Below are 18,074 nucleotides of genomic sequence, written 5' to 3'. Positions count from 1 at the left end.
GACCGACGACAGATCACGGAAGACCGACGAAAGAAGGCGACATGGACGAGAACACCCGCTACCAGGTGCTGCGCAACGACGAGGAGCAGTACTCCCTGTGGCCCGCCGACATCGAGGTGCCCGCAGGCTGGCAGCCCGTCGGCAAGGAGGGCACCGAGGCCGAGTGCTCCGCCTACGTCGACGAGGTCTGGACCGACATGCGGCCCAAGAGCCTCCGCGAGCGCATGGAGAACGCCGGCTCCTGACCGGTTCACTCACACCGACACGCCGGGCCGGCCGCATCCCGCGCCGGCCCGGCACGCCCCCCCACGTCGCCGTCCCGGCGCCCCACCGCCCTCGGCCGCCACCGCACCGCAACTCACCCGAGGAGCCCTCATGACCCCCGTCCTGCGCACCGAACGCCTGGACTTCCTCCCCTACCGACCCGAACACGAGGACCACTTCGTCGCGCTGCTGCGGGACGAGGAGGTGTGCCGCTGGATGGGGCAGGACCTCGTGCCCGAACCGCAGCTGCGCGAGCTGTTCCGCGCCATCCTCACCGATGTGTACCCCCAGCGCCGCTTCGACGTGTGGGGCCTGTGGCTGGAGGGCGCCTACGTCGGGCACGCCGAGGTGAAGCCGACCGGCAACGTCGACGGCCACGAACTCGTCACCGCGCTCGTCCCCGCCTACTGGGGGCGCGGCCTGGGCGGCGAGGTGGCGCGCGGCCTGCTCCGGCACGCCGCCGACGACCTGGGGCTGACCGAGGTGTACGGCATGGTCGGCGCCGAGAACACCGCCAGCCTGGCCCTGTGCCGCCGTCTTGGCTTCCGGCACCTCCGGGATGTCGTCGGTGACGACGGCTCCGTGACGAAGCTGATGGTCATTCCCACGAAGGATCCGGGGACGGCGGGGGAGACGGAGACGGCGACCGGGGCGGCGAGCGCCCCCCGGGCAGCCGGGGCGGCGACCGCACCCCCCGCAGCCGGGACGGTGGCCGCCGAGGACCGCGTATGAGCCGGCCGCCGCTCGACCAGGCCGCCGTCACCCCGGACCACCTGCAGGGCCGGGTGGTCAGCGGCGTACTGCTCGCCGCCGGTTCGGCGGCCGCGCTCGCCCCCGCCCTGGCCGGCGCCCTGCTGGCCCGTTTCAGTCCGGCACCGGCCATGCTGCTCTTCCCGGTGCTGGTCACCGCAGCCGCGGTGACGGCCACTCTCGGCAAGGGCCTGCGGAGCCCGTCCGCATAGCCCGCGTGCACAGGGGCTGCGCGGGCGGCCCACACGCGCTGTAATGGCCAAGTGGTGAGTGAGGGCGCTGCAATCAGCGGTACGAGGACGGAGCGTGCTGAAGCCGCCCTTGTGTCCCTGATGGCCTCACCCCCCACTCCCGACCGGCTCCGCCGGGCCCTCGAACAGGCACTCGTGTTCGCCTCGACGTCCTTCGCCGGGGTGTACATCCCCGGCGACGACCCCGCGGTGCTCCTCCTCGCCGAGTCGGCCGGCCTGCCGCGCACCCTGTACGGCCTGCGCGACAGCTATTCCGCCACGGGCGCCCACCCGGTCGCCGAGGCGCACCGCACCGGACGGCCGCGCTGGCTCGGCCCCGCCGAACTGGCCGGCTGCCCGGACGCGCGCCGCACCCCGTCGCCGGGCTTCTCCGTGGCCGTGCTGCCGCTCGGTCTGGCGGGCGGCGGCTGCCTGCTGGCCGTCAGCGAGCATCCCGGCGGCTTCGGCGCCGACGACCGGGCCTGCCTGGAGCTGATCGCCCGGGTGGTGGCGGCACCCGCCCCGACCGCCGCGGGCGAGACCGGTGAGCTGCCCGCGGACGCCTTCAGCCTGACCATGGACACCGGACGGGTGGAGGTCGGCGACACGATCCTGCGGCTGTTCGGGATCGCCCGGGACAGCTTCGACGGGCGGGTGGAGACCCTGCTCGGTCACGCGGTGCCCGAGGATCTGCCCGCGCTGATGTCCGTGGTCGAGGCCGACCACATGTCCATCGGCGACCGCGAGCTGGAGTTCCGCATCCTGCAGCCCGCCGGCCCGCCCAGATGGCTGCGGCTGCGCGGCCGGCTGCTGTCCGGCGGCAGGGGCCGCCCGGCCCGGCTCGTCGGCACCGTCGCCGACGCCTCCACCCAGCGCACCGGTGTCACCGACGTGGCCCGCGTCCAGCGCCTGGCCGCGGCGCTCGCCACGGCCGGCACCGTGAAGGACGTCGGTCAGGCCGTCGTCGACGCCCTGCGCCGGCCGCTGCAGGCCGACCGGATCGCCCTGGCCGAACTGGAGAACGACCGGCTGGTCGTCACCGTCCTCGATCCGCCCGAACCCGAGGCCTGGCCCGAGGTGTGGCGCAACGAGTGGCGCACCGAATGGCCCGACGCGCCGGTGCGGGCGATGCCCACCCTCGCCTCCGCGCTGCGCGAGGGCCGCTCCCGCATCTGGCCCGCGGGCACCCCGCTGGAACCCGCCCTCGCCGAGGTCGGCCCCGGCGGCCTCGCCGTGCTGCCGCTGCCGGCCGGCGGCCGCATGGCCGGCGCCTGCCTGATCGGCTGGGACCAGCCGCACGAGTTCGCCCCCGACGAGCGCGCCCTGCTCACCGCCTGCGCCGGTCTCACCGGCCAGGCCCTGCTGCGCGCCCACGCCTTCGACGCCGAGCACGAACTCGTCGGCATGCTCCAGCGCACCCTGCTGCCCCGCCGGCTGCCCCGGCTGCCCGGCGCGGTCGCCGTCGCCCGCTATCTGCCCACCACCGCCGGTCTGGAGGTCGGCGGCGACTGGTACGACGTGATCCCGCTCGCCGACAACCACGTGGCCCTCGTCATCGGCGACGTCCAGGGCCACAACGCGGGCGCCGCCACCCTGATGGGGCAGATGCGCACCGCCCTGCGCGCCTACGCCGCGGAGGGCCACTCCCCGGACGTCGTCGTCGCGCACGCCAACCGGCTGCTGCTGGACATGGAGACCGACCTCTTCGCCACCTGCGCCTACGTCGACGTCGACATGGAGCAGGGCACCGCCCTGTGCGTGCGCGCCGGCCATCTGCAGCCCCTGCTGCGGCACCCGGACGGCAGCACCGAGATCGTGCAGGCCGAGGGCGGCCCGCCGCTCGGCGTGCTCGGCCAGGCCGAGTTCCGCATGACCCCGCTCCGGCTCCAGCCCGGCACGGTCCTCGCGCTCACCACCGACGGTCTGGTGGAGTTCCCGGGCGCCGACATCGACGAGGGCATGGACCGGCTCGCCGCCGAGCTGGCCGCCGCCGACCCGGGCCATCTCGGTCTGGTCGCCGACGCCCTGCTCGCCGGCGCCCACCGCGGCGACGACGTCGCCCTGCTGCTGATGCGCTACGACGGCATGGCCGTACGCCCGCTGCGCGAGAGCTGGACCGTGTGGCGGGTCCCCGAGGCCGTCCGGCACGCCCGCCGCTTCACCCGGCGCACGCTGCGCACCTGGGGCGTCTCCCCGGACATCCTCGACGCGGCCCTCCTGGTCGTCTCCGAGCTGGTCACCAACGCCCTCGTGCACACCGGCGGGCCGGTCCGCCTCGACCTCAGCCTGATCAACCACCGGCTGCGGCTCGCCGTCGCCGACACCTCGCCGCGCAGCCCCGTGCAGCCGACCAGCATCGGCTGGGAGGCCACCGGCGGCCGCGGCATCCTGCTGGTGGCGGCGGTGTCGGCGGCCTGGGGGACGGTGCCGGTCAGCGGCGGCAAGCAGGTGTGGGCGGACCTCGTACCGCAGGACTGACCCGCCACTCGGGTACCGGTGCGGCCCGCGCACGGCAGGTCAACGGGCGCCGCGCGCCGACCGTGCCTAAGGTCGGTGGGGTGGCACACACCTTCGAGGAACTGGTGGCGAAGCGGCGCGCCGCCGACGCGGCGCACCGCACGGTCGGGGAACTCCGGGACGCCTACGGGCCGCCCGCCGGGCGGCAGATGACGGGCGCCCAGTCCGGTACCTACGAGACGGCCCTGCGCGCCTGGCGGGACCTGGACCGGGAAGTGCAGTCCGCGGTGAGCGAGTACGCGAAGGAGACCGGCAGGTCGCGGGCCGACATCGAGGCGGAGGTGGCGCGGGCGGCCGCACCGCAGGATTCGTGAGACACGGCCCCCGCGCGGCCGCCCGCGGCGCCGAACGCCTCGCCGACGCCGCGGACGCCCGCCTCCCGGTGCTGGAGGGCGGGTCGCTGCTGCGCAAGGCGTTCCCCGAGCACTGGTCCTTCCTGCTCGGCGAACTCGCCCTCTACAGCCTGCTCGTGCTGATCCTGACCGGGGTGTGGCTGACGTTCTTCTTCCAGCCGGAGATGCGCGAGGTCGTCTACCAGGGCTCCTACGTGCCGCTGCGCGGGGTGCTCATGTCGTCCGCCTTCGACTCCACCCTGCGCATCAGCTTCGACGTCCGGGGCGGACTGCTGATCCGGCAGATGCACCACTGGGCCGCGCTCCTCTTCGTCGCCGCGATCGGCGCGCACATGCTCCGGATCTTCTTCACCGGCGCCTTCCGCCGGCCCCGCGAGCTGAACTGGGTCATCGGGGTCACCCTGTTCGCGCTGGCGCTCGCGGAGGGCTTCGCCGGCTACTCGCTCCCCGACGACCTGCTGTCCGGCACGGGACTGCGGATCGCCCAGGGCATCATGACGTCGATCCCGGTGGTCGGGACGTACCTGGCCTTCTTCGCGTTCGGCGGCCAGGTGCCCGGCCACGACATCGTCACCCGGCTCTACCCGGTGCACATCCTGCTGATCCCGGGCGCGCTCGTCGCCCTCGTCTCGGTGCACCTGATCCTGGTCTTCCACCTCAAGCACACCCAGTGGCGCGGCCCCGGTCGCACCAACGGCAACGTCCGCGGCAAGCCGCTCGTCCCGCAGTTCAGCGCCTCCTCCGTCGGCCTGTCCCTGACGGTCGCCGGCGTGCTGGCGGTGCTGTCGGCCGTCGCCCAGATCAACCCGGTGTGGGTGTACGGCCCGTTCCGCCCGGACCAGGTCTCCACCGGCTCCCAGCCCGACTGGTACATCGGCTTCCTCGAGGGCGCCCTGCGGCTGATGCCGCCCTGGGAGACCGACTTCGCGGGCCACACGGTCATGTGGAACGTGCTGTTGCCGGCCGTGGTCCTTCCCGCGCTGATGTTCGCCGTGCTCTACGCCTATCCGTACGCCGAGCAGCGCCTGACGGGGGAGTGGCGCCAGGAGCGGCACCTGTGCGACCGGCCGCGCGAGCGTCCCGTGCGCACCGGACTGGGCGTGGCGGCCACCGTGTTCTACGCCGTGCTGCTGCTGGAGGGCGCCAACGACGTCAGCGCCCAGACGTTCCGCGTCTCCGTCAACGCGCTGACCTGGGTGTACCGCGTCTCTCTCGTGGTGGCGCCCGTCCTCGCCCTCCTGCTGACCCGGTGGCTGTGCCGGGCCCTGACGGCGGCCGAGCGTGAGCGCCTCGCCGAGGGCGTGCCGACCGGCGACATCCGGCAGAACGTCACCGGCGGCTACGAGAGCGACCACGAACCCGTGGAGTCGTTCCGGCCCGGAGCGCCGCGCAGGGAACTCACCGACGCGCGTACTGGAACACCATCCCGAAGACCCCGCGGGCCAGGACGCCGCAGCCGATGAGGAACAGCCACAACCCGTAGACGACACCGGTCGCCGTCACCGCGAAGCCCAGCGCGGTGACGACCGGCCACGGGCTCTCGTCCGGGAAGAACGCCACCGACCCCGCGCCGTCGGCCACTTCGGCGTCCTTGAGGTCCTGCGCCCGCCTCCCCTTGCGCCGGTACTGCACCAGGCAGAAGAACGACACCAGCGCCGCCATCCCGCAGGCGACCGCCAGCGCGGACGTGCCGGCCGGCTCGCGCGACCACACCCCGTACAGGGCGGCGGCCCCGCCGAAGAACACCGCCACCCCGCCGAACAGCATCGCCTCGGTCCTCATCGCTTCCCTTCCTCCTGGGCCGCGCGTACGACCTCCGGATGGTGCAGATCGAAGGCGGGCGACTCGGACCGGACCCGGGGCAGCGCCAGGAAGTTGTGCCGGGGCGGCGGGCAGGACGTCGCCCACTCCAGGGCCCGTCCCCATCCCCAGGGGTCGTCGATGTCGACGCGCTCGCCCTTGGCCGCGGTGCGCCAGACGTTGTAGAGGAACGGCAGGGTGGAGACGGCGAGGAGGAACGCCCCGGCGGTGGAGAGGCTGTTGAGCAGGGTGAAGCCGTCCCCGGGGAGGTAGTCCGCGTAGCGGCGGGGCATGCCCTGCTCGCCGAGCCAGTGCTGGACCAGGAAGGTGAGCTGGAAGCCCGGGAAGAGCAGCCAGAAGTGCACCTTGCCGAGGCGTTCGTCGAGCATCCGGCCGGTGAACTTGGGCCACCAGAAGTAGAAGCCGGCGAACATGGCGAACACGACGGTGCCGAACAGCACGTAGTGCAGGTGGGCGACGATGAAGTAGGAGTCGGTGAGGTGGAAGTCCAGCGGGGGTGAGGCGATCAGCACCCCGCTGAGCCCGCCGAGGAGGAAGGACACCAGGAACCCGCAGGACCACAGCATCGGGGTCTCGAACGACAGCGAGCCGTACCGCATGGTGCCGATCCAGGCGAAGAACTTGATGCCCGTGGGGACGGCGATCAGGAACGACATGATGGAGAAGAAGGGCAGCAGCACGGCGCCGGTGGCGAACATGTGGTGGGCCCAGACGACGGCCGAGAGCATGGTGATGGCGATGGTGGCGCCGATCAGCGGGAGATAGCCGAACAGGGGCTTGCGGGAGAAGACCGGCAGGATCTCGGAGACGATGCCGAAGAAAGGCAGCGCGACGATGTAGACCTCGGGGTGCCCGAAGAACCAGAACAGGTGCTGCCACAGCAGCGCGCCTCCGTCGGCCGCGTCGAAGACGTGCGCGCCGAACTTGCGGTCGGCCTCGAGGACGAGGAGGGCGGCGGTCAGCACGGGGAACGCAGGCAGGATCAGGATCGAGGTGAACAGCACGTTCCAGGTGAAGATCGGCATCCGGAACATGGTCATGCCGGGGGCGCGCAGGCACATGACGGTGGCGATGAAGTTGACCGCGCCGAGCGTGGTGGAGACACCGGTGACGACCAGCCCCATGACCCACAGGTCGCCGCCTGCGCCGGGGGAGTAGTAGGCGCTGTTGAGGGGGGCGTAGGCGAACCAGCCGAAGGCGGCGGCGCCGCCGGGGACGAGGAAGCCGGAGACCACCATCAGGCCGCCGAAGAGGTACATCCAGTACGACAGCGCGTTCAGCCGGGGGAAGGCCACGTCGGGCGCGCCGATCTGCAGCGGCATGACCGCGTTGGTGAACCCCGCGAACATGGGGGTGGCGAACAGCAGCATCATGATCGTGCCGTGGATCGTCACGAACTGGTTGTAGCCCTGCTCGCTGAGCACCTGCAGCCCCGGCCGCGCCAGCTCCGTGCGCATGCCCAGCGCGAGGAGCCCGGCGAGCAGGAAGAAGCAGAACGCCGTGACCATGTAGAGCCGACCGATGACCTTGTGATCGGTCGTCGAGAGCCAGCGCAGCAGGGTCCGGCCGGGCCGGGGAGCGGTGGCCGGGTACCGTGCGGTGATCTCCGCGATATCTGACATCTCCGGTGTTTCGGTCATCGCGGGCGACGCTACTCCCGGGACCGTCGGGCCCGCCCGCGCCACGCCCCGCACGCCCGCCGTCGGGTCCGCCGCCCGCTGCGCCGATCGGCGGAAGCGTCCCCGGCCAGGCATCCGGCGCGCGCTGCCGGGTACCCGCAGACCATGAACACTGCCACGTACGAAGCAGCCACAGGCGCTCAGGTGTTCGGGTACGTCCTCGTCCTCGTGGTCGGCGTCGCCCTCGTCGCCGGGCTGCTGTGGGCCTTCCGGCTGGGCGTCTCGGTCCGCCGGCGCGAGTCGGCCCCGCCCCGGCCCGAGGAGCAGCCCACACTGCCGCCGTCCGGTCCGGTCCGTGAGACGAGCGAGATGCGCGAGCCGGACGAGGTGCCCCGGGCCGAGGACGGGAACGAGCGGCTCACCCCCCATCAGCTCGGTAACGTCGGTTCCAAGCGGGCCGAGGACCAGCGGCGTCCGCGCTGGTCGCCCGGTTCCAGCGGCTCCTTCGGCGGCGGTGGCGGCGGCCGGACCTGAGCCGCGCCGCCGCGGGTTTGCGCGCGGCGGGCGCGGGGACCCGGGCGGACACACCGCAGGCGCCGGGCCGGCGGACCGGCCGGCCCGGCAGCAGGGCAGAAGAGAGAAGATGAGACACCGTGACCGCGCACATCAGTGAAAGGCCCGCGCTCCCCTACGCCGAGACCGGCTGGTCCAAGGCCCGCCGCGGGCGGGGCAGGAGCGTGCGCACCTGTCTGCCGGCCGTCGTCGACAGCACCGGTCCGCGGCAGGAGGGCGCCGAGCGGGACGGCAACATAGTGCGGGGCGAGGACTGAGGAACACCGGGGCGGGGAGCGGCGCCGCGGCGAGGATCCGGGGGCCGGCCCAATAAGGCGAACAAGGGTCCGGACCGGGCAGTCCGCCGTTAGGGTATGGCCAATATGAACCTCCTCGTCACCGGCGCCGCCGGGTTCATCGGCTCCCATTACGTCCGCGGCCTCCTCGCCGACGACTCGCCCGACGCGCCGAGCGTCACCGTGCTGGACAAGCTGACCTACGCCGGCACCCGCACCAACCTCCCGAGCGGCCATCCCCGCCTCGACTTCGTGCACGGCGACATATGCGACGCCGCCCTGGTCGACAAGCTCGTGGCCGGCGCCGACCAAGTGGTGCACTTCGCCGCCGAGTCGCACGTCGACCGGTCGATCGACGGGGCCGGCGAGTTCGTCCGGACCAATGTGGTGGGCACCCAGACCCTGCTGGACGCGGCGCTGCGGCACGGCGTCGGCACGTTCGTACACGTCTCCACCGACGAGGTCTACGGTTCCATCGAGTCCGGCTCCTGGCCCGAGGAGCACCCCCTCGCGCCCAACTCCCCGTACTCCGCCTCCAAGGCCTCCTCCGACCTGCTGGCCCTCGCCCAGCACCGTACCCACGGCCTCGACGTCCGGGTCACCCGCTGCTCCAACAACTACGGCCCGCGCCAGTTCCCGGAGAAGGTGATCCCGCTCTTCGTCACCAACCTCCTCGACGGCCTCCCCGTCCCGCTCTACGGCGACGGGCGCAACGTCCGCGACTGGCTGCACGTCGAGGACCACTGCCACGGCATCGAGCTCGTCCGCACCAAGGGCCGGCCAGGCGAGGTCTACAACATCGGCGGCGGCACGGAGCTGAGCAACAAGGAACTGACCGGACTGCTCCTCGAGGCCTGCGGAGCGGACTGGGGCCGGGTGGAGCACGTCCCCGACCGCAAGGGTCACGACCTGCGCTACTCGGTCGACTGGAGCAAGGCCCGCGACGAACTCGGCTACCGCCCGCGCCACGACTTCACCACCGGGCTCGCCGGCGCGGTCGCCTGGTACCGCGACAACCGCTCCTGGTGGGAGCCGCTCAAGCTGCGGAGCGGCCGATGAGGTGGCTGGTCACCGGCGCGGGCGGCATGCTCGGCCAGGACACCGTCCGGGAACTGCGCGAGCGCGGCGAGGACGTCACCGGACTGGGCAGCACGGCGCTCGACATCACCGAACCCGGTTCCGTACAGGGGGCGTTGGACACCCACCGCCCGGACGTCGTCGTCAACTGCGCCGCCTACACGGCCGTGGACGACGCCGAGACCGACGAAGCACGCGCGCTGCGCGTCAACGGCGACGGCCCGCGGCTGCTCGCCCGCGCCTGCGCCACCCACGGCGCCCGGCTGGTCCACGTCTCCACCGACTACGTCTTCTCCGGCGAGGCCCGCGACACCCCCTACCCCGAGGACCACCCCCCAGCCCCGCGCACCGCCTACGGCCGCACCAAACTCGCCGGGGAGCACGCGGTCCTCGCCGAACACCCGGGCGGCGCCGTCGTGTTGCGCACCGCCTGGCTGTACGGCGCCCACGGCCGCAACTTCGTGCGCACCATGCTCGAACTGGAGACCCGCCGCGACACCCTCGACGTCGTGGACGACCAGCGCGGGCAGCCGACCTGGAGCGCCGACGTGGCCGCCCGCGTCGCGGACCTCGGTGCCACGGACGTCCACGGCATCCTGCACGCCACCAACTCCGGCGAAACCACCTGGTTCGAGCTGGCCCGCGAGGTGTTCCGGCTGGCCGGCGCCGACCCGGACCGGGTGCGCCCCACCGACAGCCGGTCCTTCACCCGGCCCGCGCCCCGGCCCGCATACAGCGTCCTCGGGCACGCGCGGTGGCGGGGGACCGGCCTGGAACCGCCGAGGGACTGGCGGTCCGCCCTGTACGAAGCCCTGCCTCACATCCGCAAGGAGATGTCCCAGTGAAACGGCACGAGTTCCTGCGGGAGCTCCACAAGGTCACCGCGAACCGCAACTACCTGGAGATCGGCGTCAACGACGGCCGCAGCCTGACGTTGTCCCGGGTGCCCAGCGTCGCTGTCGACCCCGCGTTCAAGGTGGTCACGGAGATCCGCTGCGACGTTCACCTCGCCAAGGCGACCAGCGACGACTTCTTCGCCCGCGACAACCCCCTCGCGCACCTCAGGGGCGGCCGCCACCCGCTGCGCAACCTGGCCCGCAACCGCAGCCCGTTCGGCTACTGGCGGCGCACCACGCTGGACCTGTCGTTCATCGACGGCATGCACCTGTTCGAGTACGCGCTGCGGGACTTCATCAACATCGAGAAGCACGCGGACTGGGCGAGCGTCATCGTCTTCGACGACATGCTGCCGCGCAACGTCGACGAGGCCGCCCGCGACCGGCACACCGACGCCTGGACCGGTGACGTCTACAAGCTCGTCGAGATCCTGAACCGCCACCGCCCCGACCTGGTCACGGTGCTGGTCGACACCGCGCCCACCGGCCAGCTGGTGGTCTTCGGCGCCGACCCGTCGAACACCGTGCTCACGGACAGGTACGACGAGATCATCGCGGAGTTCGAGGTCCCCGACCCGCAGAAGGTCCCGGAGTCGGTCCTGGAGCGCACCACGGCCGTCAAGCCCGCGGACTTCCTCGGCGCCGGCTTCTGGAAGCCGCTGGCCGCGGCGCGCGACCGGGGCACCAAGCGGGCCCGCGGCTGGGAACCGCTGCGGCGCGCGCTGGAGCCCTACTCCGTCACCCGCTGAACCGGCCGCGCAGCCGCGCGTAGTGGGCGGAGCAGTCCGTGTAGGAGGGCAGCAGCCCGGACCGCTCCGCCTCGGCCAGCGTGGGCGCCTCGGCGTCCTTGGGCGACAGCACCGGCTCGATGCCCTCGGGCCAGGCGATGCCGAGGCCGGGATCGAGCGGGTGCACCCCGTGCTCCCGCCCCGGCGCGTACCCGGCGGAGCACAGGTACACCACGGTGGCGTCGTCGGTCAGCGCCATGAAGGCGTGCCCGAGGCCCTCGGCGAGGAACACCGCGTGCCGGGTGTCGTCGTCCAGCCGTACCGCCTCCCACCGCCCGAAGGTGGGGGAGCCGACCCGGATGTCCACCACCACGTCCAGCACGGCACCGCGCACACAGGTGACGTACTTGGCCTGCCCGGGCGGTACGTCCGCGAAGTGGACGCCGCGCAGCACACCCCGCCGCGACACCGAGCAGTTGGCCTGGGCGAGGCCCAGGTCATAGCCGGTGGCCTCGCGGAACTCCGTGCCCCGGTACCACTCGTGGAAGCTGCCCCGGTCGTCCGGGAACACCTTCGGCTCCAGCACCCACGCGTCCGCTATCTCCAACTGCCGCACCGGATCAGGCCTTTCGTGTAGTCGTCGGTCCCAGCACGCTGCCCAGCACGCGCCGGGCCCTCCCGAGCAGCCGCCGCAGCAACCCGCGCGGCGCCACCCGGACCACCCGCACTTCGTCGCGGCCCGCCCTCAGCAGCAGCGGCAGCGGCAGCGCGCGGCCGCCCGGCAGGAGGAGCGCCGTGCGCCAGGCGGCGTTCCGCAGCTCGCGCACCGGCACCCGGGCCGCGAGCAGGCCGTGAGCGCCGTCGGCGGGGGTCAGTACGGCCTCCGCGTCGAGCGTGCGGCCGGAGGCGGCGTTGGTCAGCCGGAGGGTGATCGCGGTGCGGTCGGGGACGTGCAGCGGCAGTGCGAGGGAGAGCTCCTCGCTGTCGGACAGCGCCGCGTCGGCGGGGGTGAGCCGGTGCAGGCCGAGGGACTTCACCGCCCGGTCCACGTCCAGGGAGAGGTTGGCGTACCCCTTCGTCCAGTAGGGCAGCACCACCCGGCCGTCGACGAGCCCGGCGGGCGGCAGCGCGCCGCCCTGCGCGGGTGCGGGCCCCAGCCGGCACTCCTTGGTCCAGCCGCCCAGTGTGAGCCGGACATGGGCGTCCCACAGCCCGCCGGTCAGCGGGCCGCCGCCCGCCGCCGTGGCCGGGTCGACGGTGGCCGTGCCGCGCAGCACCAGCCGGGTCCGGCCGTCGGCGGCCGGGACGCGTTCCCGGTCGGTCTCCACCGGCTGGAAGTAGGACGCGCCGGTCTCCCGGTCGCGCAGGATCAGGTCGGCGGTGGCCCTGCCGAAGCCGTCGGCGGCGGCCGTGGTCAGCCGGGACACGGCCTCGGCGAGGTCCGCCGGCGCCTCGTCCGCCGGGGGCCGGGGCCCGTCGGGGCGGACGGTCAGCGGGCCGTCGGCGTCGGTGTACTCGGCGGTGAAACGCACACGCAGGCTTCCGTCGTGCCACTCGACACCGGCCGGGGTGGCCCGGGGCCGGACGCCGGCCTCCCACTCGGCGTAGGCGACCAGGTCGTCGTAGCGGTCGTCCCGGATGAGCGCTGCGACCATCCGCTGGCCCGGCCGCATGCCGGGGGCGACACCGGGGCCGAAGCGCTCCTTGACCACCGCGTGGGTCTCCCGGAACACCTCACGCCGGTAGTCGTCCGGCATCGCCAGCAGCCGGCGCCCGCTCATCCGGTCGACGATCTCCACCCGCAGCCAGCGGCGCAGCAGCCGGTCGCGCAGCGCGCCGGGCTCGGTGTACCGCTCGACGACGTCCAGGGCCTCGCGGAGGTTCTGGAAGTAGCCGACCGGGTCGAAACTCTGGAAGCCGGCGTTGGCGGCGTCCTCGCGCTTGACGTGGTAGTAGCAGACGTAGTCGCTGAGCACGGAGACGTTGTCCGCGCGCAGAAAGGCCTCGGTGACGAAGACGTGGTCCTCCAGGCGGCGCCGGCCCTCGGGGAAGCGCAGCCCGGTGCGGTCCAGGAAGGAGCGCCGGAGCATCTTGTGCGGGGTGAGGCTGTCGATCAGCGGGGTGTTCGCGACCGTGGCGTGCGGGTGGTTGCGGCGGAACAGCTCCACCGGCACCGGGCGGCCCTTGCCGGCCATCTTGCCGACGACCACGTCGGCCTTGTTGGCCACGCCGTACTCGTACATCCGCTCCAGGGCCTCGGCGCCGAGGTGGTCGTCGTTGTCGACGAACATCACGAACTCGCCCCGGGCGGCGTCGATTCCGACGTTGCGGGGCTTGCCGGACCAGCCGGAGTTCTCCTGGTGGACGACGCTGAAGTGCGGGTGCTCGGCGGCGAGCGCGTCCAGTCTGGCCGGGGTGGCGTCGGTGGAGCCGTCGTCGACGAAGACGACCTCGAACTCGTCGGGGGGCAGCGACTGGCGCAGCAGCGAGGCCACGCAGTCCTCGATGTACGGCCCGGGGTTGTAGACGGGTACGACGACGCTGACCTTGACCGGCATCCGGTTTCCAAGCCCCCTTGGTTCGCTTTCCGTTGCCTGAATGGCACGGCGCGTGGCCGAATGTTAACCCGCTGCCTTGTGCGGGCGAAGTCAAGCCCGCACAAGGCACCTTGTCGGGTGATCAGGCGCGGGTCTTGGCCAGCAGCTCCAGGATCTCGGCCGTCGTGCCGCTCTCGCCGAGCCGCGGGAAGATCCGCTCGACGCTGCCCGCGTGCGCCGCGGGGTCGCTGTCGGTCATGGCGTCCGTGGCGAGGGTGACGTGGTAGCCGTGGGCGTAGGCGTCGCGCGCGGTGGACTCGACGCCGATGCTGGTGGCGATGCCGGCCAGCACGATCTGCGTGATGCCGCGGCGGCGGAGCTGCGTGTCGAGGTCGGTGCCGTGGAAGGCGCTCCAGTTGTGCTTGGTGACGCGGATGTCGCCGGGGTGGCCGGCCAGTTCGTCGACGACGACGTCCCAGCCCTCCGGGAAGGCGAGGCCGCGCGCCTGCCGCTCGGTCCGGCCGGGGACGGCGTCCGCCCAGTCGGGGGCGAAGGACACCCGGACCAGGACCACGGGAAGGCCACGGTCACGGAAGGCGCCGGCGAGTCCGGCGGCGCGGGAGACGACGTCGGCGGGGGCGTGCGGCTGGGAGGGCATGCCCACGATGCCGTTCTGCAGGTCGATCGCGACGAAGGCGGTGCGGGGGTCGAGCGTGGTGACGGACATGCGTCGATCAGGCCTTTCGAGGGGTGAGCCGGCCGAGGGAACGGTCGGGGAGGGTCGTCGCCAGCAGCAGAGCCGAGCCGGCGAGCATGAACAGGGCCAGGCCGTGCAGCCCGGCCGTGTCGGCGCGGTGCGGATAGAACGCCGCGGTGGCGGCGGACGCGCCCAGCGCCCCGAGGTACATGAAGGTCCGCAGCAGTCCGGCGGCCGACGCGATCCGTGCGGGATCGGCCTGCCGGTACAGGGCGTTCTGCGCGGCGAGGCCGACGAGGCCCTGCGGGACGCCGAGGAGGGCGCCGACGCCGAGCAGCAGCCACGCCGGACTGTCCGCGCCGACCAGTAGCAGGGCGGCGGAGCCGGCGATCTGGAGCGCGGAGCCGGTGAGCAGCTTGGCGCGTACCGCCTCGCGCCGCCCGGTGAGGGCGGAGACGGCGAGTGCCGTGGCCGACAGCGGCAGCAGCACCAGACCGGCCGTGGCGGCGCTCAGCCCGCGGCCCTGCTCCAGCCACTGCGTGTATCCGTACATGAAGGCGTAGGAGGTGGTGTAGGCGAGGAGCTGGCGCAGATACGTGGCGAGCAGCGGGCCGTTGCCGCCGAGGACCCTGAGATCGATGAACGGGTCCGGGGTGCGCAGCTCGCGCCGCGCGAACGCGGCGGCAGCGGCGGCGGCCAGCGGCGGCAGGTACCAGCGGTCGACGCGCGGGCCCATCAGGAACAGCATCAGCGCGACCAGCACGGCCGCGAACAGCGCCATGCCGGGCAGGTCGACGCTTCGGCGCCCGCCGCGGGGCGGTGGGATGCGCGGCAGCCGCAGCGCGCCGAGGACCAGACAGGCCGCGGACAGCGGCACGTTGACGGTGAACACGGCACGCCAGCCGCCCAGCCCGATCAGCAGCCCGCCGAGCGCGGGCCCCACCACGGCCACCGTCTGGGCGGCGACGGCCAGTGCGGCCAGTACACCCGCCGGGCTGTCCTGCCCGGTGCGCTCGGCCTCGGCGCGGGTCAGCCGCATCGCCGCCGGATACGCGGCCGACGTACCGAATCCGAGCAGCACACGGGCCGCGATCAGCGCGCCGAGGGAGGGCGCGAGCGCGCCCAGCAGACCGGCGACGCCGACCAGGGCGGTGCCCGTCAGATAGAGCGGGCGCGGCCCGTACGTGTCCACCAGCCGCCCGATCACGGGCTGGCCGACGGCCGTGGCGAGATAGAGCGCCGAGACCAGCCACACCGTCTCGGCGGGCGGTGCCCCGAACGCGACGCCGATCGGCACCAGGGCCACGGCGATCATCGAGGAGTTGACGGGGTTCAGCACCGAGCCGAGGACCATCGGCGCGATCAGCCGGCGGTCGAATCCGGTGGGGGAGGGGCGGGCGGCCCGGCCGGTGCGCGGGGTGAGCCTCGGTATCACGGCCGCGAGAGCCGTTCCAGCAGCTCCAGGGCCGTCAGGACCGTCTGCCGCTCCTCCTCGGTGTAGCGGTCCTCGAAGGCGCGGGCCAGCCACTCCTCGCGCAGCTGCTTGTTCCCCTCGACGCGGGACCGGCCGGCCTCGGTGAGGGTGACCAGCTGGCGGCGGCCGTCGTCCGGGTCGGGTGCGCGCCGGATCAGGCCGTCCTGCTCCAGGGCGGCCAGCGTGGTCGCCATCGACTGCGGCCGTACGCCCTCCGCGCCGGCCAGCGCGCTGGCCGTGGCCGCGCCGTGCTTGCCGACCAGGGAGAGCGCCGACTCCTGCGACGGGGTGAGGTCGGCGTCCTGCGCGACCTCGCGGATCCGGCGACGCAGCCGGCTGAACACCACGCGCAGGTCACGCGCGGTGCGGACGGCGGATTCGGAGATGACAGCCATGCCGTCACCCTAGGACCGGCAGGAGAGACTGTCCAGTCACAACTGTTAAGTTTTGCCTGTCGAAACAGCCGGGTGCCCGGCCGTCCCGGACCGGGGCAGGACAGCACCTGGGTGAGTTCAGGGAGCGCGGAGGACCGGGTGGGACATCTCCGGGCTGCGGGCAGCACTCGCCGCCGAAGAGGACGGCGAGGTCCGCCTCGACGCGGGCAGCCGCGGGGCCTGCGTCACCGACGGTTCGCTCCTGCGGCGCCTCGGTCCAGGCCTGCGGCAAGACCGTCGACACGTACGCCGCCCGGAGATCCTCACCTACGACGGACAGCGGGCCCAGGGCGCCCACGGGGCCTTCGACGACACCGCGCACGCGCGCTCCTGGGGAGAGACCCTCGCCCGGCACCCGGCCGCCACCGCCCTCGGCGCGAGCGCCGCCTGCTGGGCGCCGTACGCGGCATCCGCCACCTCACCTCCCCGGCTCCCTAAAGTGGCCGTGTGCGACTGCTCCTGATGTCCGACACCCACCTCCCCAGGCGCGCCAAGCGGCTCCCGGACCGGCTGCTCGCCGAACTCCCGGCCGCGGACGTGGTGTTCCACGCCGGGGACTGGGTCGACACGGCCACCCTCGACCTGCTGGAGGACCGCAGCCGCCGGCTCGTCGCGGTGTACGGCAACAATGACGGCCCCGAGCTGCGGGCCCGGCTCCCCGAGGTGGCGTACGCCGAACTGGGCGGCCTGCGCTTCGGCGTGGTCCACGAGACCGGGCCCGCGCGGGGCCGCGAGGCCCGGTGCGCCGCCCGCTTCCCGGAACTGGACGTCCTGGTCTTCGGCCACAGCCACATCCCCTGGGACACCGTCGCCCCCGGCGGACTGCGGCTGCTCAACCCCGGCTCCCCGACCGACCGCCGCCGCCAGCCGCACCACACCTTCCTCACCGCGGCCGTCGCCGACGGCGCCCTCACCGACGTGACCCTGCACCGCCTCACCTAGGGCTTCGTGTTCGGAACCCCTGTGGCAGGATGCGGCGATGATCTCCCGCCCCGGCGCACCCGCCGTCGTACCCGCGGGCCGGCTCGCGGCCGGCGACCAGCCCGTACTGCCGCTGAGCGGCCATCTGGAGCTGCGGCCCTGGCGGCTCGACGACGCCGACGCCGGTGCCCTGCTCGCGGCCGGCCAGGACCCGGACATCAGCCATTGGAACCTCTTCCGCGTCGACAGCCGTGCGGAGGCCCACGACCGGATCGAACGCATGCACCAGTGCCGCACCGCCGAGACCGGCGCGGTCTGGGCCGTCGCGCCCCTCGGCGGCGCGGCGACCGGGCTCGCCGGGCTCAACGACGTCGACCTCGCGGACGGCTCCGCCGAGGTCGTCTACTGGGTGCTGCCCCAGGCACGCGGCGGCGGCATCGCCGTCCTGGCGGCCCGGCGCCTCGGCCGGTGGGCCCTGGACGAGCTGGGACTGCGCCGGCTGACCCTGCGGCACTCGACCGCCAACCCGGCGTCCTGCCGGGTGGCCGAGAAGGCCGGCTACACCCTCGAAGGCACCCTGTGCGACGCCCTGGCGCACACGGACGGCCGGCACGACGTCCATCTGCACGTCTTGGCAACCGGCGGAGCCTGACCTCTGCCCAGGGGGATTGTCAGTGCCGTCCCCACACCGTGGCCCCGGGCTCGGCGTGCCTCCAGCGTGGCGGCCGCGGTCCTCGCCCCGGCGCTGCTGCCAGGAGCTCTGCTGCCTTGGCGGGGCCTTCGCGACGGGCGGTGACGCCTGCCGCACGGCCGCCGGGCCGTACGGGCAGGACCGTACCTGCCGGGCCGTACGGGCAGGACCGCTTCCGGCGCGGCTGCACACACCGTGGTCCTGGGTTCGACCTGCC

General features: G+C 73.4%; 20 protein-coding genes. 13 read left to right on the top strand and 7 right to left on the bottom strand.

Annotation, left to right across the window (positions count from 1 at the left end; translation table 11 throughout):
* Nucleotides 1-41 precede the first annotated feature (41 nt).
* From ACFVVO_RS30390 to ACFVVO_RS30365, 6 genes are all read left to right on the top strand, one after another.
* Nucleotides 42-245 carry an MbtH family protein gene (locus ACFVVO_RS30390; RefSeq protein ID WP_390059170.1) on the top strand — a complete coding sequence of 68 codons (204 nt, stop codon included), beginning with the start codon at nt 42-44 and terminating at the stop codon, nt 243-245.
* Between the two features lie 130 nt (nt 246-375).
* Nucleotides 376-996, top strand: a complete 621-nt coding sequence (locus tag ACFVVO_RS30385; RefSeq protein ID WP_390059168.1) for a GNAT family N-acetyltransferase — start codon at nt 376-378, stop codon at nt 994-996.
* On the top strand, nt 993-1,226 hold the full coding sequence (locus ACFVVO_RS30380) for a hypothetical protein (RefSeq protein ID WP_390059166.1): 234 nt from the start codon (nt 993-995) through the stop codon (nt 1,224-1,226). Before ACFVVO_RS30385 ends, ACFVVO_RS30380 begins: the two co-directional genes overlap by 4 nt.
* Before the next feature lie 51 nt (nt 1,227-1,277).
* Entirely contained in the window at nt 1,278-3,722 is a 2,445-nt protein-coding gene (locus tag ACFVVO_RS30375) for a SpoIIE family protein phosphatase (protein WP_390059165.1), read from the top strand.
* A gap of 80 nt (nt 3,723-3,802) precedes the next feature.
* Nucleotides 3,803-4,075, top strand: coding sequence for a hypothetical protein (locus tag ACFVVO_RS30370; protein ID WP_390059164.1), 273 nt, complete (start codon nt 3,803-3,805; stop codon nt 4,073-4,075).
* Nucleotides 4,072-5,577, top strand: a complete 1,506-nt coding sequence (locus ACFVVO_RS30365) for a cytochrome bc complex cytochrome b subunit (protein ID WP_390059162.1) — start codon at nt 4,072-4,074, stop codon at nt 5,575-5,577. The genes ACFVVO_RS30370 and ACFVVO_RS30365 overlap by 4 nt, the downstream gene beginning before the upstream one ends.
* Here ACFVVO_RS30365 and ACFVVO_RS30360 read toward each other — a convergent pair.
* Complete coding sequence (locus tag ACFVVO_RS30360; protein WP_390059160.1) at nt 5,513-5,896, bottom strand: cytochrome c oxidase subunit 4; 384 nt, start codon at nt 5,894-5,896, stop codon at nt 5,513-5,515. The two genes, ACFVVO_RS30365 and ACFVVO_RS30360, sit on opposite strands and share 65 nt — an antisense overlap.
* Nucleotides 5,893-7,557 (bottom strand): cytochrome c oxidase subunit I, encoded by a 1,665-nt coding sequence (ctaD, locus tag ACFVVO_RS30355; protein WP_390059353.1) that lies wholly within the window; start codon nt 7,555-7,557, stop codon nt 5,893-5,895. Before ctaD ends, ACFVVO_RS30360 begins: the two co-directional genes overlap by 4 nt.
* A 162-nt stretch (nt 7,558-7,719) precedes the next feature.
* On the opposite strand from ctaD, the gene ACFVVO_RS30350 reads away from it, so the two are divergent.
* From ACFVVO_RS30350 to ACFVVO_RS30330, 5 genes are all read left to right on the top strand, one after another.
* On the top strand, nt 7,720-8,088 hold the full coding sequence (locus ACFVVO_RS30350) for a DUF6479 family protein (protein WP_390059158.1): 369 nt from the start codon (nt 7,720-7,722) through the stop codon (nt 8,086-8,088).
* A 119-nt stretch (nt 8,089-8,207) separates the two neighbouring features.
* Nucleotides 8,208-8,384, top strand: coding sequence for a hypothetical protein (locus ACFVVO_RS30345; RefSeq protein WP_390059157.1), 177 nt, complete (start codon nt 8,208-8,210; stop codon nt 8,382-8,384).
* A gap of 105 nt (nt 8,385-8,489) precedes the next feature.
* Nucleotides 8,490-9,461 carry a dTDP-glucose 4,6-dehydratase gene (rfbB, locus tag ACFVVO_RS30340; RefSeq protein ID WP_390059352.1) on the top strand — a complete coding sequence of 324 codons (972 nt, stop codon included), beginning with the start codon at nt 8,490-8,492 and terminating at the stop codon, nt 9,459-9,461.
* Nucleotides 9,458-10,324: a dTDP-4-dehydrorhamnose reductase gene (gene rfbD, locus ACFVVO_RS30335; protein ID WP_390059155.1), complete on the top strand. Its 867-nt coding sequence runs from the start codon at nt 9,458-9,460 to the stop codon at nt 10,322-10,324. Before rfbB ends, rfbD begins: the two co-directional genes overlap by 4 nt.
* Entirely contained in the window at nt 10,321-11,124 is an 804-nt protein-coding gene (locus ACFVVO_RS30330; RefSeq protein WP_390059154.1) for a class I SAM-dependent methyltransferase, read from the top strand. Before rfbD ends, ACFVVO_RS30330 begins: the two co-directional genes overlap by 4 nt.
* Here the strand turns inward: ACFVVO_RS30330 and rfbC are convergent.
* The 5 genes from rfbC to ACFVVO_RS30305 all read right to left on the bottom strand — a co-directional run bounded on the left by rfbC (nt 11,114) and on the right by ACFVVO_RS30305 (nt 16,206).
* The gene (gene rfbC, locus ACFVVO_RS30325; protein WP_390059153.1) at nt 11,114-11,719 is read right to left on the bottom strand and encodes a dTDP-4-dehydrorhamnose 3,5-epimerase; all 606 of its coding nucleotides are present in this window, start codon (nt 11,717-11,719) and stop codon (nt 11,114-11,116) included. The genes ACFVVO_RS30330 and rfbC overlap by 11 nt on opposite strands.
* 4 nt (nt 11,720-11,723) lie before the next feature.
* Nucleotides 11,724-13,661, bottom strand: coding sequence for a glycosyltransferase family 2 protein (locus ACFVVO_RS30320; protein ID WP_390059151.1), 1,938 nt, complete (start codon nt 13,659-13,661; stop codon nt 11,724-11,726).
* A 121-nt stretch (nt 13,662-13,782) separates the two neighbouring features.
* Complete coding sequence (locus tag ACFVVO_RS30315) at nt 13,783-14,367, bottom strand: isochorismatase family protein (protein WP_390059150.1); 585 nt, start codon at nt 14,365-14,367, stop codon at nt 13,783-13,785.
* Between the two features lie 7 nt (nt 14,368-14,374).
* A complete protein-coding gene (locus tag ACFVVO_RS30310; RefSeq protein WP_390059148.1) occupies nt 14,375-15,772 on the bottom strand; it encodes an MFS transporter in 1,398 nt (465 codons plus the stop codon).
* Nucleotides 15,769-16,206 (bottom strand): MarR family winged helix-turn-helix transcriptional regulator, encoded by a 438-nt coding sequence (locus ACFVVO_RS30305; protein WP_390059147.1) that lies wholly within the window; start codon nt 16,204-16,206, stop codon nt 15,769-15,771. The genes ACFVVO_RS30310 and ACFVVO_RS30305 overlap by 4 nt, the downstream gene beginning before the upstream one ends.
* Nucleotides 16,207-16,692: 486 nt before the next feature.
* On the opposite strand from ACFVVO_RS30305, the gene ACFVVO_RS30300 reads away from it, so the two are divergent.
* A complete protein-coding gene (locus tag ACFVVO_RS30300; protein WP_390059145.1) occupies nt 16,693-17,187 on the top strand; it encodes a metallophosphoesterase family protein in 495 nt (164 codons plus the stop codon).
* Nucleotides 17,188-17,224: 37 nt separating this feature from the next.
* Entirely contained in the window at nt 17,225-17,818 is a 594-nt protein-coding gene (locus ACFVVO_RS30295) for a GNAT family N-acetyltransferase (protein ID WP_390059144.1), read from the top strand.
* Nucleotides 17,819-18,074: the final 256 nt, after the last annotated feature.

Origin of the sequence: Streptomyces sp. NPDC058145 (assembly GCF_042884245.1) — a bacterium.
In the GTDB taxonomy this organism is placed as follows: domain Bacteria; phylum Actinomycetota; class Actinomycetes; order Streptomycetales; family Streptomycetaceae; genus Streptomyces.
The sequence above is the reverse complement of the archived record's forward strand: the minus strand, read 5'-3'. Positions and strand labels throughout refer to the sequence as shown.

Coding starts and splice junctions, on each gene's coding strand:
- ACFVVO_RS30385 (WP_390059168.1), top strand. CDS start 376: ATGACCCCCGTCCTGCGCACCGAACGCCTGGACTTCCTCCCCTACCGA.
- rfbD (WP_390059155.1), top strand. CDS start 9,458: ATGAGGTGGCTGGTCACCGGCGCGGGCGGCATGCTCGGCCAGGACACC.
- ACFVVO_RS30315 (WP_390059150.1), bottom strand. CDS start 14,367: ATGTCCGTCACCACGCTCGACCCCCGCACCGCCTTCGTCGCGATCGAC.
- ACFVVO_RS30295 (WP_390059144.1), top strand. CDS start 17,225: ATGATCTCCCGCCCCGGCGCACCCGCCGTCGTACCCGCGGGCCGGCTC.
- ACFVVO_RS30350 (WP_390059158.1), top strand. CDS start 7,720: ATGAACACTGCCACGTACGAAGCAGCCACAGGCGCTCAGGTGTTCGGG.
- ACFVVO_RS30380 (WP_390059166.1), top strand. CDS start 993: ATGAGCCGGCCGCCGCTCGACCAGGCCGCCGTCACCCCGGACCACCTG.
- ctaD (WP_390059353.1), bottom strand. CDS start 7,557: ATGTCAGATATCGCGGAGATCACCGCACGGTACCCGGCCACCGCTCCC.
- ACFVVO_RS30320 (WP_390059151.1), bottom strand. CDS start 13,661: ATGCCGGTCAAGGTCAGCGTCGTCGTACCCGTCTACAACCCCGGGCCG.
- ACFVVO_RS30360 (WP_390059160.1), bottom strand. CDS start 5,896: ATGAGGACCGAGGCGATGCTGTTCGGCGGGGTGGCGGTGTTCTTCGGC.
- rfbB (WP_390059352.1), top strand. CDS start 8,490: ATGAACCTCCTCGTCACCGGCGCCGCCGGGTTCATCGGCTCCCATTAC.
- ACFVVO_RS30390 (WP_390059170.1), top strand. CDS start 42: ATGGACGAGAACACCCGCTACCAGGTGCTGCGCAACGACGAGGAGCAG.
- ACFVVO_RS30305 (WP_390059147.1), bottom strand. CDS start 16,206: ATGGCTGTCATCTCCGAATCCGCCGTCCGCACCGCGCGTGACCTGCGC.